We start from the raw sequence: 14,233 nt of genomic DNA on the forward strand, positions 1-14,233 counted from the left end.
AGGACAGGGGCATTTAACTTCAGGTTACTTTCCTGCATTTAGGATTACCAAAATGCTTCTTTCTATTTATTAAATACCAAAGTTTTTACAACAACCGGTAGTACGGTACCTTCTGCCACCGGTTTTCCAATATCAACATAGTCTCCATTTTCTACATGAATACTATCTAGGCAAATAATATCTTTTTTATATTCAAGCATTCGATACATTGTCTGCCCCAGAACTTTTGCCATATCACTTTCAACTAATATGATATAGGGAAGCTCTTGTTCCATTAATTCTGCCATTCCTCCAATAAGACCTTTCGCATATTCGGTAACTTGTACAAAGGAAGGTGTTTTACATCCCTCAAAAGCTATCGCAACTTTTTGGAGATTGCCTTCTAACTTAAACCAATTCAATTTCGTTATAACAGCCTGTTCCATGCTCTTCGCAGACTCTTCCTCTTCTTTAGATAATTTTAAAATCGGTAGGTTTTTGATAGGAAACATATCAGTGGTATACGTTATCGTACTTCCGCTGATCTCCATCGTGTGAGTTCCTGCACCAACTACGGTTGCACGAATTGTTTCTACGCTTTTTAGTACCTTAAGCTCTTTACATAGTGGTGATTCTTTAATGGCTTGTCCTAATAAGACTCCGATATCTCCATAAGTAAAATCATCCGCTACCCCTTCTGTTCGGTAAATGTAATCTGCTACTCCACCTGAAAATGTTATGCTTGTAATTGGGCAACCTCTCTTTATTGTTTCGTGACAGGTAAATGTAATTTTCTCTTCTCCCTCTTTGTGTGTAATAAACAATGAAAAATCATCGTTCATTGGCCTTAAACCAACACTCTGCATTAAGGCATAAACCATCGCTTCTAGGATTGGTTGTAGGTTTTCTTTTGTTGCCGTTGTTCCTATAGAAAGAGATAAATTCTTTCTCTTAATTAACTCTTTCATCTTCTCTGATAAATAAGTGATTTCCCTAGAGTTTTTATCAATCTTAATCAGACGTCCACCTACATCAAGGCAACCAGTATCTTTGACTTCCCCATGTTCAAACAAAGCAAGATTGCTTGTTCCTCCACCTATATCAATATTTACGACACCGGTATGAAGTTCTTTGGAATATACATGTGCTCCTGCACCTTTACCAGAAATAATACTCTCCAAATCGGGTCCTGCAGTTGCTACAACAAAGTCCCCTGCAAAACCACTTAAGGTAGTTAATACTTCCTTTGCATTTTCCTTTCTGGCTGTCTCTCCAGTAATAATGACTGCTCCTGTATTGATCTGAACTTTGTCGATTCCAGCTTTTCTATATTCTCCTTCAATAATATCCTTCACTTTAGTTCCGTCGATTTCCGTTGGAGAACGCAGCGGCGTGAAATAAATTTCACTTCGATAAACAATTTCTTTGTCTACAATCACCACTTTGGGAACAGAGAAGTTGGAGGCAATATTTTCAATCATTAATTTCGAAAAAACCAGTTGCGTTGTACTGGTTCCAATATCGATTCCCACACTTAATAATTCTTCTCTCATGTTTACTCCCATCTGCTTACTTAAACTTAATATTCTTTAACCGTGTGTGATACGCACTGATACATTTGATTCCTAGTGATAATCTAGGAATTCACACCTCAATTATCAATACATTCGTGGATATAATGGAACAATTCTTCAATACCGATCTCTTCAACGGTATCAACACGAAAGATTTTTTGTGCACCTGCCTGTCTTAGTTCCAATTCCACTCTCTTAATATCCTCTTCAGAACCTGCTATGCTAACTTTGGTCACGATCCCGATGATTTCTTTCGCAAAGGTTCCCGCAAATGCGGGAGGTATATAGTTATCCCTTACCGTTGGATCTCCTAAGATTGCTATTAATTTTGCGTCCACTGCTGTCATAATTAGAGCTCGATAAAAATTCCGGTTCTCCATATATTCCCCAGGGGTATCAATTGCATTATCATAAAGCTCCACTGATTGTGTTTTTTTATACTTTAATTCCAGTGCATCTAACTTCTGACATAGTGTTGTCTTCCCACTTCCGGTCCTACCCATAAATATAATTTTTCCACTACTCATTTTAACCTCTGATCTTGCTCACGTTAGCGCATATGAAACTTATGCAAGGATTACTCATGCACAAAATTTCAAAATTGAAATATTTTTTCAATCTAACCTCGACTCCGGTACATAATTTCGTGTACAGGAAAAATATATTAAACTTATCGTGATTTGTACGTGTTTTACGTCCTTGTAATTGCAGCAGGAGTAAATAAAAGTTGTCCAGATAGTACAGATACTACATCACGAATCGCTGATTCAACAGAACTAACATCTCCGGTTATTACTAGTGCTCCACTGAAACGGTCTATAAATCCAAGTCTTATATCCGATGCTTTGGTAGCGATATCTGCAGCAACGATAGCTCCCTCACTGGGTGTTATAGTCATGATCCCAATTGCATTGATTTCATCCGATATTAAGCCTAGTTTCTGATAAATATCTACAGTTGGATTCGCAATAATATGGGCAAGTGTAATCTGTTTACCAGGCACGAACTCCTGAACGATTCTTTGCTTCTCATCAATTTGTATCATAAGTCCTCACCACCATTTCTTGCCTTATGAAATTTTATGAATGATTTCAGAAATATCTGAAATGCTAGCCACACGTGGATTGGTTATAATACAAGAATCTTTAAGTGCACCTTCGGCAATCGCTTTCTTTTCTTTTAAAATAACCTCCGTACTTATGTTGCATTCTTGTAGTTTGGTTGGCATTTTCATTCTCTGCATCATTTTTGTAATCTCACTAATTAAATTTTTAACGCTTAACCTTACTGTGCTACCAGATACACCAATAAGTTTTGCTATCTTTGCGTATTTAATTGCTGCTTCCGTATAATCTTTAGGCGTAAAACCAGTAATGTTACTGTTATATTCAATCACATGCGGAAGTAAAATAGCATTCGTTCTTCCATGCGGTACATGAAGTTTTCCGCCAATGTTGTGCGCTATTGCATGATTTAAACCAAGGGAAGCTAGGTTAAATGAAATTCCAGCAATGCACGATGCATTATGCATTCTTTCTTTTGCTTCGATATCTTCCGAATTTTCATAAGATCTTAATAGATATTGAAATACTAAAGAGATTGCCTTTTCTGCAAATGCATCTGAAAAATCAGTTGCTTTGGTCGAAACATAAGCTTCTAATGCATGGGTTAAAACATCCATTCCCGTATCTGCTACAATCGCAGGAGGTACTGATTTTACTAGATTTGGTTCCAATATCGCTATATCCGGAATCAAAGCATCGGATACTAACGGATATTTAACCCCTTTCTCTGTATCTGTAATGACAGCAAAGGAGGTTACTTCCGAACCGGTTCCACTTGTTGTTGGGATTGCTACAAATTGCATTTTATCTAACTTCCCTATTTCTCTAGAAAAATGCATGATTGCTTTCGCTGCATCAATCGCGGAACCACCACCTACCGCAACTACGACATCAGGCTTAAAAGCTGTGACTTCCCCAACTCCTTTTACCACCAATTCCATCGGTGGATCAGGTACAATTTCGCTAAATACTTTAAAAGACCCTTCCGCTAAATATTTGGTGATGGAATCAATCATTCCGGATTTCACCATAAACGGGTCGGTTACGATAAAAATTTTCTTTTGTCCCAGGGTTTGCAAATATTGCAAAGCTTCCTGTCCAAATATGACTTTCGTTTTCAATTCGAATGTGTTCATTTGTCATCACCTTTTTTAAGTTCCACAGTTACCCAAATATAGTATGTATTTTTGACATAACTATACTTCCTGTGAGAAACTCTTTGATAAAAGAAGCACAAAGGCTAAGATAAATATGAAATAAACAAGAAAAAGATCGCTTCACGAACTTTTCCGTGTTATGAATTACAAAAAAAGCAAAAAAGATACAAAAATCTGATTAGAATTTTGTATCTTTTTTGCTCATCATAATTATATTTTTATTTCTATTTTAAATATAGTTCACTTAAACCTTTTATCATAAAGAGGATAGTAATCTGCAACTGTGTTTGCAAGCACTTTCCTTTATAGATTCCTTTATAGATTCTTTTATAGATTCTTTTATAGATTCTTTTATAGATTCTTTTAAAAAGCTCCTTTTAGCATACAATATTATTCAATTGTAACCTTTCCTTGAGCAGATACTTTTTCTATCTTAGCTTTTACATACTCTGCATCTCCAAGATACTCTTTACTAATAAATTTTCCTTCTTCATCAAGTTCATAAACCAAAGGTATCCCAGTAGGAAGATTAACATTTAATATATCTTCTGGAGACATATCTTCCAAATATTTCATCAGTGCACGTAGTGAATTACCATGTGCTGCTATTAACACTCTCTTTCCTGCCATCATATCTTTTAATATGACTTCGTTATAATAAGGAACTACTCTCGCAATAGTATCTTTTAGGCTTTCTCCTAAAGGAAGTATCTCACATTTTTCTTGTCTATATTGCTCTTGAAATCTTGGATTTCGTTCGTCTTCTTCTTTAAGTAGAGGTGGTGCGATATCATAACTACGTCTCCAGATTTTAACCTGTTCCTCTCCATATCTCTCTGCTGTCTCTGATTTATTTAATCCTTGTAACGTACCATAATGTCTCTCATTGAGTTTCCAGCTTTTCACGACAGGTAGCCATACTCTGTCCATCTCATCCAACGCTAAGTTTAAGGTATGAATCGCACGTTTTAAGTAAGAAGTATAACAGACATCAAAATCATATCCCTTTTGTTTCAGCGTGATGCCTGCAGAGGCCGCTTCTGCTTTCCCAGTTTCAGACAAATCGACATCCATCCAACCAGTAAATAAATTTTCCTTATTCCATTCACTTTCGCCATGTCTTAATAATACTAATTTCATATCTGTCATCCTCCTTTATAATTTTCTCTGTCTTAAGTCTTTATTATTTAGAATGCTTTGCTTTATTATACTGCTAATATATTACCTTTGAAATCTGTTTTTAATATTTTTACTTATAAAAAGTTTATTACTTCTCCTAAACCTCTTTGAAAGACCATTTATATCGCAATATTGCTATTTGATATTGTATATGATAGGATATTTATATGATGTCAAACAAATCATCTATCATAATGTGCCTTTCAAATACCCTACTCACTCGTAGCAAGAAAAAAGTATACTTCTCGAACTTTTTCTTATAATGAATAACATTTTGTTTATCAAAGGAATGAAGAATTATGAAGAACGCAATATTACATAATCTTAGTGAAGATAATCGCCGTAAAATTCGCATGCAACAAGATACGGAACGTTTTCATCGTGTAGTTAATGGAAACTATGAATTAGTCAAATATCTTCCCGGGTCTTCGATTCGAATTTGGTATAATGTTGAGACTACTAATTTTTCGACTCATTGGCACCCAGCATTTGAAATAATAATTCCGCTTGAAAATACGTACACGGTTAAGGTATCGAATGAAGAATATCATTTACAACCAGGTGATATTTTAATCATCCCTGCGGGCGAACTACACGATCTGATTGCACCAAACAGCGGCTCAAGACTAATATGCTTATTTGATTCCGCTATTATTTCTAAGTTGAATGGATTTTCCTACCTTATGCCATACATATCCCAACCTATTTTGCTGTCACAGGACACCCACTCACAAATATATACAGAAGAAGCAAACCTGTTAGAAAAGATGTGTGAAGAGTATTTTAGCGATAACAATCTTAGGGAATTGGCCATCTACTCTCACTTATTGAACTTTTTTGTTACGCTTGGAAGATATCGTATGAATGTAGAAAATACGTTTTCCTATGTACATCAAACAAAGCAAAAAGAACTTATTGACAAGTTAAACATCGTATTTGACTATTTGGATCTGCATTACATGGAAGATATCACTCTTGAAAAAGTTGCAAATGTTGCGGGTTTTTCTTAGTTTCATTTCTCTAGATTGTTTAAGCAGTGTTCTGGTCAAAATTTTTACGATTTTCTTAGTTTTAAACGTATCAAATCTGCTGAAATGCTTTTGCTAAACCCTGATTTAACAATTACAGAAATTGCATTACAATCTGGTTTTTCAAGTTTATCTACTTTCAATCGAACGTTTAAACGTACGAAAAACTGTACTCCAACTGAATACCGTGATCTTTGTAGTAAAAGTTCACATCCTATGGGGATGAATCCTTAAAGAAATACAAAATAGACCCTGTAAATCAGTCAGTTTTAGAGGTTACTCTTAACTTTCCTTTTACAGGGTCTATTTTATTGCAAGAAAAAGTACACAAAGTGTACTTTTTCTTGTTTCATATTCATTTTATTATTGATAGCACTTTGACTATCGTAGAACTATTTATTTTGAGCGGTTATACATATCATTGTATAGGTCAACTAATTTTTCACTATTTAAATTCTTACAACTTGCTACATAAGCATCCCAATCATTTGTGATGTTCATTTGGCCAGTCACGAACTTAAGTGTACATGAGTTAACATTATCAATCAATGGAGTCTTCCAAAGATTAATCTGATCATTTTCATCTTCCGTTCTAGCGAAGGAAGGATTTAATGGTTTAATTGCTCTATCTGCAGCAACTCTTGCATAATAATCCTGCATAACAGGTGTAAAGTTATCAGTTAACTGTGCATTGCTACCACCATACCAGAAGTTACCACCTGCATATCCAAGCTCAAGTCTTAAATCCTTCTGCTTTGTATCGTCTGTTGCAGGTATACCAAGTCCTCCACAGAACCAATTCTCAGTCAAAGCTTTTACTTTAAGTCCAGTTGTTGCATCTGTTACATAGTTCCAATGTTCACCCTCAACACCCCATTTTGCAAGTGTTTTACCAGCATCAGAGTACCATAACCAGTCAACAAAACGAAGCATCTTAATAAAATCATCTTCACCAAGTTCTTTCAAAGCCTTGCTTGCGATCATAACACCATTCTCAAGACGAGTGTTTTCAGAAGTATATTTATTGTTTCCTCTAGGATATACAGTTAAATATGTCTCGTAATTTCCTTTGCCAATACCTTCATCCAAACCTTGATGCCATGCTGTGTACTGAGAACGGTTAACACTGATAATAGCGGTCTCACCACGATAGAATTTATTATTTGCAGTAACATCATCCTGTGTAAATGTTTCAGGATCTAATATACCACCAGCAACATATTTATTGGCAACAGTTACAAATTGCTTGTAGTTATCTGATGTTGATGCGAAATACCACTTATCTGTTGCAGCATCATATTGCATACCATCTGCTACTGCCCAGCCAGAAGGAACATCATAGGAAGCACCCATTAATTTAAGAAGGTTACCACCATTTCCTTGACCTGACTCATTTCCACACCAAAGGTCTGACCAGATATAATCACTTTCTTTGCACATACCCTTGCTTACCATATAAGCCTTAACACCAACTAATACATCATATAAATCATCCCATGTCCAATCTTTTTCAAGAGCAGCAACATCATAACCAGCTGCCTTAAAGATATCGTTACGAATTAAGAGAGTATAATCCTGTAAAGAACTTTCTTTCATACCAGGTAAACGATAATACTTATTATCTGCACGAACGATTGTCTTAACGTCTGCTTCCATATTATACTTATCATAGAACTCCGTATAGTTAGGCATATACTGTACCCAATCGGATACTGCAACTACTGCGCCACCGTCAACAAATGCGGATTCATCATAAGTCTTAGGAATGATATATGCAGACTGACCTGCATTAATCAAAAGAGATTTCTTTTGATCATAATCACCGCTATCAATTTTTGTAACGTCTAAAGTAACATTAGTTAATTCTTTAATCTTAGCAAATACTCCCTCTGTTTCCCATCTGTCTACCATTGGATACCAACTGGCATCACTAAATAACATGGAATATGTAACTGGTTCATCTGAATGAAATGTTGTTTCTAAACCAAATTCATACCCTAATTTTACTTCCGGTACTTGTGTTGCAGCTGGTGCTTTTGTTGCAGCCGGTGCAGTTGGATTATTGTTGTTTGAAGCGTCTTTACCCTTGTTACCGCATGCAGCCAAAGATGCTACCATGGCTACACATAAAACTAAACTAAGAACCTTTTTCTTCATAGTTTCCCTCCCATAAAAAGATTTTTTTCTATACTAACTTTCTTTCGAAAGAAAGTATCCAGGTAATACTCACTTTTTCTTACACCTGAAAACATGCCTTCTCAGTAGGATGTGTGAAAGAATTTTGTTCTTTCACATTTATTCCTTAACACCACCAAGCATCATTCCTTGTACAAAGTACTTTTGTATAAAAGGATAAACACAAATGATAGGTACTGCCATTAACACCATACAACAAGATTTGATATTGGCTGCAATTTGCATAGTCTCTGCATTTGCTGCACCAGGATTTGCAGATGTTGATGCTCCGATAATAATCTGTCTCAAATAATAAGCAACTGGCCATTTTTCTCTACTATCCAAATATAAAAATGCTGTGAACCAATTGCTCCAATAGCCAGCCATATAGAACAAAGTCATGGTTGCCATAATTGGCTTTGAAAGTGGTAATACAATTTTAAAGAACACACCAAATTTCGATAAACCGTCTATTTCTCCTGCTTCTTCTAGTTCTTGCGGAACATTTGCAAAGAAAGATCTCATTAAAAGAACATAATAAGTTCCAACTAATCCCGGAAGAATGAAGGCTGCCACTGTATTTCGAAGCCCAAGATTATTAATCAATACGTAGTTCGGAATTAAACCTCCACCAAAATACATAGTAAAGATAATAAATGGACCGAAAAACTTGTTTAATCTAAGATGAGGTTTCGACAACGGGTATGCTAGTATAGAGGAAGTAAAGAGTGATGCTATTGTGCCTAATACTGCGTAGATAACCGTATTCAAGTAGTACCGCTGAAAATCCCCTTTTGCAATTACTGACTTATATGTAACAAGATTAAAATCTACTGGAAATATACTAACTTGCCCTTTTATAATCGCTGCTTCTGAAGAAAATGATTGAGCAACCAGATAAAGAAATGGATACAAGGTTGCTATCGATATAATAATCATAAGAATTGTATTAAAAACTTTGAATACCTTATAACTATTGGATTCTTTTATTTTAGAAGGAACGTATTTCTTATTTTGTTTTGCACTAATTAATACTGACATCTCGCTACCTCCTATTACCAAAGTCCACTTTCAGTGGTTTTCTTTGATATAATATTCGCTGTCATGAGAAGTACCAGGTTAATGATACCCTCAAATAAACCAACTGCAGTAGCATAACTATAGTTACCAGAACCAACACCCATTCGATAAACATAGGTAGAGACGATATCAGCAGTTTCATAAGTCATTGGATTATAGAGCAAAAATACTTTCTCAAAAGCACCACCTGAACCAACTAATCCACCGATGTCTAAAATTAATAGTGTTGTTATTGTTGGAAGGATACAAGGTAATGTTATATGCCATACCCGTTTAAAACGATTCGCTCCATCCACTGTAGCTGCTTCATATAGACTAGGGCTAATTCCTGCAATCGCAGCTAAGTATAATATAGTTCCCCACCCAAGTCCTTGCCATATTCCAGATCCTACAAAGATGGTTGGAAACCATTGTGGTAATGCGATAAATGAAATTGTTTCTTTCCCCATGGACATTAATAGCTTATTAATTGGACCATTGGTGGATAGTAATTCTTTTACCATACCAGCTACAATAACCATGGAAATAAAGTGTGGTAAGTAAGATACAGTTTGAACAAACTTTTTCCATGGAAGACATCGTATCTCATTGAGTAGTAATGCAAAGATTAAGGTCGCAGGAAATCGTATCAATAAATAAGAAAAATTTAAGGTTAAAGTATTTTTAAATGCACGCCAGAAACTTTGATCCCCCATAAACTGCTTAAAATACTTTAATCCACTCCACTCATCACCGAATATATTACTTCCTGCTCGGTACCGACGAAACGCTATGATGTTACCAAACATGGGAATATACCGAAAAATTACGTAATACGCAACCGGTATCACCAGAAATGCATATAGATGCCAGTTTCGCTTTATATGCCTTAAGAGCGGTTCCTGTTTTGCCTTTTTTGTCTTTGCTGCTTGCTCTTTTTTCATAGGACATTTCTCCTCCCAATTGTTATTTCATATCCTTTGTTTATAAATTCATTATATTTATTTTTTATAAAACATGCTAGCCATATTTTGCTGTCAAGCATTCATTTATTGCTAATTTTTAAAAATATCATCATGTTTTTTGGTTGTTTTGTTACATATAAATAGGAAGAATCATTTATTCTATATAATATTTTTAAATTTTGTTATATTAATATCAAACTTTTTGTGCATTTTATATAATACATCTTACTACGTAATGTGCTTGGATTTCAAGGAAATTTCAGAGTTTTTTATATACAAGATAAGTAACTTCGCGTTTCGTATACAAGAAATATCACTTTGCGAAATTTTCATATATGCAAGAAATATCACTATTCGAATCTTTCCTACAATTCTCGAATTTTTTCCTTCCTATAAATTAATAAAGCACCAGATAATCAATTTTGATTACCTGATGCTATATCATGTCAAATTATTTTAAAATATTTTCTATTTGTTTTAATTCATCGTCTGTAAACTTAGTATTCCCAACAATCTTGACATTCTCTTCGATCTGAGATGCTCTTGAAGCTCCAATTAAAACACTGGTTACTTCACCATCACGTAATATCCAGGAAAGTGCCATCTGAGCAAGACTTTGACCACGCTCTTTCGCTATGTTTTGTAATGCTCTTATTTGATTTAGCCTCTCTACTGTAATATCACCTTCTTTTAGGAATCTGCCATCCGTTACTATTCTACTGTCCTTTGGTATTCCATCAAGGTAACGATCTGTTAACAATCCTTGCGCTAATGGGCAAAATGCAATAACCCCAATCCCGTCTTTTGCTGCATGAGACTTAAGTCCATCCTCTTCAATGGTTCGATCAAATAGTGAATATTTTCGCTGATTAATTATAAATGGACACTTAAGATCACGAAGGATTGCAGCTGCTTCTTCTGTTTGTTCTTTATTGTAATTAGAGATACCAACATATAAAGCTTTTCCGCTTTTTACTATAGCATCTAAAGCAAGCATAGTTTCCTCTAGTGGAGTATTAGGATCTGGTCTGTGATGATAAAAGATATCAACGTATTCTAATCCCATGCGTTTTAAACTCTGATCAATACTTGAAATTAAGTATTTTCTTGAACCCCAGTCACCATAAGGACCTGGCCACATATAATAACCTGCTTTCGTGGAAATTACTAACTCATCACGATATGGTTTAAAATCAGTAGCTAAAATACGTCCGAAATTCTCTTCTGCACCTCCTGCTACCGGTCCATAATTATTTGCCAAATCAAAATGTGTAATACCGTAATCAAAGGCTGTTTTACACATATCCTTCATATTATCAAAACTTCCGTTGCTTCCAAAATTGTGCCATAATCCAAGGGAAACAGCTGGTAGTTTTAATCCGCTCTTCCCGCTGCGGTAATACTCCATACGATCATATCGGTTTTCATTTGCTATATAACTCATAATTCTACCTTCCTTTCTAAGATAACCTAAGAAAAGTATGCTTTGCGAACTTTTCCTGGTCATGATTTAAATCAATCTACCATATAAACTTTGGAATTAATAAAACGTTATATCATGATTGATCTCTCTTCAATTTTTATTCTTATCCTTAGTCTAAACCTTAGAGTTTACTCAAAGTCAAGGGTTTTGAGTAAAGTTTTTTGTAAAGTTTTTATAAAGTTTTAATAAAGTTTTAAAAAATTTTTAATACCATTTCAACAAATTGAAATTTCTTGCTAATTCCGATATATATTATGCATTTATAAGTCTTTCTAACTCGTTTACGTAATTTGTTCTTCATTTCAAGCAAATCCTCATTACTAAGCACACATTTATCAGCATACATCTCTTCTTTAGCAAGTTACCAAACTGGTTCTGGAAGAGTAGTATCCCCAGTAGTTTAAAGCATTAAATTTGATGAGTATATGGCATTATTTGATATGCAACAAACTCCTCTCTATGTTATAGTGAATTTAATTCAAAAATCATAATTTTCTTATACAAGTTAAAAGTATGCTTCGAGAACTTTACTTTGTCTTTAATAATGTAGTGATACTAAGAAATTATTTCGTTTCATAATACTAATATTTGAAGGAGGAGCTCTCCATGAAACTTTCACCACTATTTAGTAATGGAATGGTTCTCTTAAGAGAACAGGAACTAAAGCTTTTTGGTCAAACATCTCCCAACAGTAATGTTACCCTAAGCTTTTTATCACAAACTTATCATACCTTCTCAGATGCTTCGGGTAATTTTACGATTATGTTACCAAAGATGCCTGCTGGGGGCCCCTATGAAATGACTATCATCGGTGATGAAACAATTACCATACAAGATATTTATTTTGGAGATGTTTATTTACTTAGCGGTCAATCTAACATGGTACTTCCAATCAGTAGAACAATAAACAAGAACAAGTTAAATTGGCAAGCCGATTCACTCTTCATTAATAATAATGCTGATGAAATCTGTCATGCGAATGAGAAGCATATCAGATTTTTTACAGTTCCGAAACAGTATCAATTTGATGCTCCCGCTGACGATTTAGAAGAGGGTATCTGGTTAAGTGTCACTCCAGAAACAATATTACCAATGAGCGCTGTTGGTTATTACTTTGCAAAAGAAATTCATGATCGGTATGATGTTCCAGTCGGCCTCATCGAAGCTGCAGTTGGAGGTGCACCAATCGAAGCATTTATAAGTGAAGAAACACTCCATCAATTTGGTCGATATGATTCCAATATAAAACAGAATAAACAAAAAGAATACGTCGACAGTGTGATAAATGTAGACAACAATCGTATACAGCACTGGCTTGAGACTCTTGATAACATAGATCTTGGACTAAAACAACCAGAATGGTATCAGCCAGAATATCAAGAAGAAGATTTTACATCTTATATTGTCCCGGAACTTTTTAGAGACAACACTCTTGGAGCCATTCGTGGTAGTTTTTGGTTTCGTAAAACCTTTACAATGGAAGAGGACTACCTTAAGGAGGATGCTATTTTATACCTTGGAAGTATTATTGATTCTGACCTGACATATTTAAATGGCGAACTTGTAGGGCGTACAGAATACCAATATCCACCGCGGTGCTATCCTATTCCAACCGGATTATTAAAAAAAGGGATTAATACACTTGTGATTAGAGTGATTAGTAGTACACATGAAGGTGGATTTGTACCAGATAAACCTTATGGAATTCGATATGGTTCAAAGTTTATTGATTTATCCGGCACTTGGCAGTTTCGAATCGGTGCTACTTGTGAGACCTTATCTCCTCAAACCTTTTTCAATTATATGCCAACTAGTTTATATCAAGGTATGATTTATCCACTTCGAAATTACGCAATTAAGGGAATTTTGTTTTATCAAGGAGAATCCAACGATTCTCATCCGGAGAAGTATGAAGAACTTTTTAGAGCGATGATCAAAGACTGGCGAACCTTATTTAATAATCAGAATCTTCCGTTTCTTTATGTACAATTAGCCAATTTCGGTGATCACAAGAGATTTAACACAGGCACGAATTGGGCTTATTTAAGAGAAGCTCAACGTCATATACTAAATATACCTAATACAGCGATGGCAGTTACTTTAGATATCGGAGAATATAATGACTTACATCCTCAAAATAAACAAGCTGTCGGTAAGCGTTTAGCACTTGCTGCCAGAGCTATTCTCTATGGGGAAGATATTACATATCAAGGACCTATCATTTCTGATTATAGCTATATCCACCTAGAAGGTAAATCCTATATAGACCTAATCTTCTCTTCTGCAGAGAATGGACTTTTCATCATGGGGGATCAGATTCAATCACTTGAACTAAGTATGGATGGTTCCATATGGGAAGAAACGAACGCTTCCATAGTTGATAATAAACTGCGTATACCGATTACTACAAAATGTCCTCAATTTGTTCGATATGCCTTTGAAAATAATCCTGAGGGAGCAAATTTATATAACACGGAAGGCTTACCTGCATCGTCCTTCCTATTATCACTGCAGGTAACATCTTAATTATACTCCGAGTAGGAGGGGCAGCCTCTTTTTCATGAAATAAA

The 14,233-nt window shown here is 35.2% G+C and carries 12 protein-coding genes; 3 read left to right on the top strand and 9 right to left on the bottom strand.

Going from position 1 to position 14,233, the window contains the following annotated elements:
• Positions 1–62: 62 nt before the first annotated feature.
• The 5 genes from eutA to gpmA all read right to left on the bottom strand — a co-directional run bounded on the left by eutA (position 63) and on the right by gpmA (position 4,914).
• Positions 63–1,532 carry an ethanolamine ammonia-lyase reactivating factor EutA gene (gene eutA / locus CPHY_RS13665; protein ID WP_012200660.1) on the bottom strand — a complete coding sequence of 490 codons (1,470 nt, stop codon included), beginning with the start codon at positions 1,530–1,532 and terminating at the stop codon, positions 63–65.
• Positions 1,533–1,630: 98 nt separating this feature from the next.
• Positions 1,631–2,080, bottom strand: a complete 450-nt coding sequence (locus tag CPHY_RS13670) for a EutP/PduV family microcompartment system protein (protein ID WP_012200661.1) — start codon at positions 2,078–2,080, stop codon at positions 1,631–1,633.
• A gap of 164 nt (positions 2,081–2,244) precedes the next feature.
• Complete coding sequence (locus CPHY_RS13675) at positions 2,245–2,598, bottom strand: BMC domain-containing protein (RefSeq protein ID WP_012200662.1); 354 nt, start codon at positions 2,596–2,598, stop codon at positions 2,245–2,247.
• Between the two features lie 24 nt (positions 2,599–2,622).
• Positions 2,623–3,753 carry a 1-propanol dehydrogenase PduQ gene (locus tag CPHY_RS13680; protein WP_012200663.1) on the bottom strand — a complete coding sequence of 377 codons (1,131 nt, stop codon included), beginning with the start codon at positions 3,751–3,753 and terminating at the stop codon, positions 2,623–2,625.
• A gap of 411 nt (positions 3,754–4,164) precedes the next feature.
• A complete protein-coding gene (gene gpmA, locus CPHY_RS13685; protein ID WP_012200664.1) occupies positions 4,165–4,914 on the bottom strand; it encodes a 2,3-diphosphoglycerate-dependent phosphoglycerate mutase in 750 nt (249 codons plus the stop codon).
• Positions 4,915–5,252: 338 nt separating this feature from the next.
• On the opposite strand from gpmA, the gene CPHY_RS13690 reads away from it, so the two are divergent.
• Both CPHY_RS13690 and CPHY_RS22680 read left to right on the top strand, forming a co-directional pair.
• Positions 5,253–5,963: an AraC family ligand binding domain-containing protein gene (locus CPHY_RS13690; RefSeq protein WP_012200665.1), complete on the top strand. Its 711-nt coding sequence runs from the start codon at positions 5,253–5,255 to the stop codon at positions 5,961–5,963.
• A gap of 15 nt (positions 5,964–5,978) precedes the next feature.
• Complete coding sequence (locus CPHY_RS22680) at positions 5,979–6,215, top strand: helix-turn-helix domain-containing protein (protein WP_012200666.1); 237 nt, start codon at positions 5,979–5,981, stop codon at positions 6,213–6,215.
• 162 nt (positions 6,216–6,377) lie between these two features.
• Here CPHY_RS22680 and CPHY_RS13695 read toward each other — a convergent pair whose 3' ends face one another.
• The 4 genes from CPHY_RS13695 to mgrA all read right to left on the bottom strand — a co-directional run bounded on the left by CPHY_RS13695 (position 6,378) and on the right by mgrA (position 11,624).
• Positions 6,378–8,138 carry a type 2 periplasmic-binding domain-containing protein gene (locus CPHY_RS13695; RefSeq protein WP_012200667.1) on the bottom strand — a complete coding sequence of 587 codons (1,761 nt, stop codon included), beginning with the start codon at positions 8,136–8,138 and terminating at the stop codon, positions 6,378–6,380.
• Between the two features lie 138 nt (positions 8,139–8,276).
• Complete coding sequence (locus tag CPHY_RS13700) at positions 8,277–9,197, bottom strand: carbohydrate ABC transporter permease (RefSeq protein WP_012200668.1); 921 nt, start codon at positions 9,195–9,197, stop codon at positions 8,277–8,279.
• Positions 9,198–9,211: 14 nt separating this feature from the next.
• Entirely contained in the window at positions 9,212–10,159 is a 948-nt protein-coding gene (locus tag CPHY_RS13705) for an ABC transporter permease (RefSeq protein WP_012200669.1), read from the bottom strand.
• A 472-nt stretch (positions 10,160–10,631) separates the two neighbouring features.
• Complete coding sequence (gene mgrA, locus CPHY_RS13710) at positions 10,632–11,624, bottom strand: L-glyceraldehyde 3-phosphate reductase (RefSeq protein WP_012200670.1); 993 nt, start codon at positions 11,622–11,624, stop codon at positions 10,632–10,634.
• Positions 11,625–12,269: 645 nt separating this feature from the next.
• Between mgrA and CPHY_RS13715 the strand changes: the two genes are divergently transcribed.
• Complete coding sequence (locus tag CPHY_RS13715) at positions 12,270–14,189, top strand: sialate O-acetylesterase (protein WP_012200671.1); 1,920 nt, start codon at positions 12,270–12,272, stop codon at positions 14,187–14,189.
• The last annotated feature ends 44 nt before the right edge of the window (positions 14,190–14,233 follow it).

The organism is Lachnoclostridium phytofermentans ISDg (genome assembly GCF_000018685.1).
GTDB classification, from domain to species: domain Bacteria; phylum Bacillota; class Clostridia; order Lachnospirales; family Lachnospiraceae; genus Lachnoclostridium; species Lachnoclostridium phytofermentans.

Coding starts and splice junctions, on each gene's coding strand:
- eutA (WP_012200660.1), bottom strand. CDS start 1,532: ATGAGAGAAGAATTATTAAGTGTGGGAATCGATATTGGAACCAGTACA.
- CPHY_RS13670 (WP_012200661.1), bottom strand. CDS start 2,080: ATGAGTAGTGGAAAAATTATATTTATGGGTAGGACCGGAAGTGGGAAG.
- CPHY_RS13675 (WP_012200662.1), bottom strand. CDS start 2,598: ATGATACAAATTGATGAGAAGCAAAGAATCGTTCAGGAGTTCGTGCCT.
- CPHY_RS13680 (WP_012200663.1), bottom strand. CDS start 3,753: ATGAACACATTCGAATTGAAAACGAAAGTCATATTTGGACAGGAAGCT.
- gpmA (WP_012200664.1), bottom strand. CDS start 4,914: ATGAAATTAGTATTATTAAGACATGGCGAAAGTGAATGGAATAAGGAA.
- CPHY_RS13690 (WP_012200665.1), top strand. CDS start 5,253: ATGAAGAACGCAATATTACATAATCTTAGTGAAGATAATCGCCGTAAA.
- CPHY_RS13695 (WP_012200667.1), bottom strand. CDS start 8,138: ATGAAGAAAAAGGTTCTTAGTTTAGTTTTATGTGTAGCCATGGTAGCA.
- CPHY_RS13700 (WP_012200668.1), bottom strand. CDS start 9,197: ATGTCAGTATTAATTAGTGCAAAACAAAATAAGAAATACGTTCCTTCT.
- CPHY_RS13705 (WP_012200669.1), bottom strand. CDS start 10,159: ATGAAAAAAGAGCAAGCAGCAAAGACAAAAAAGGCAAAACAGGAACCG.
- mgrA (WP_012200670.1), bottom strand. CDS start 11,624: ATGAGTTATATAGCAAATGAAAACCGATATGATCGTATGGAGTATTAC.
- CPHY_RS13715 (WP_012200671.1), top strand. CDS start 12,270: ATGAAACTTTCACCACTATTTAGTAATGGAATGGTTCTCTTAAGAGAA.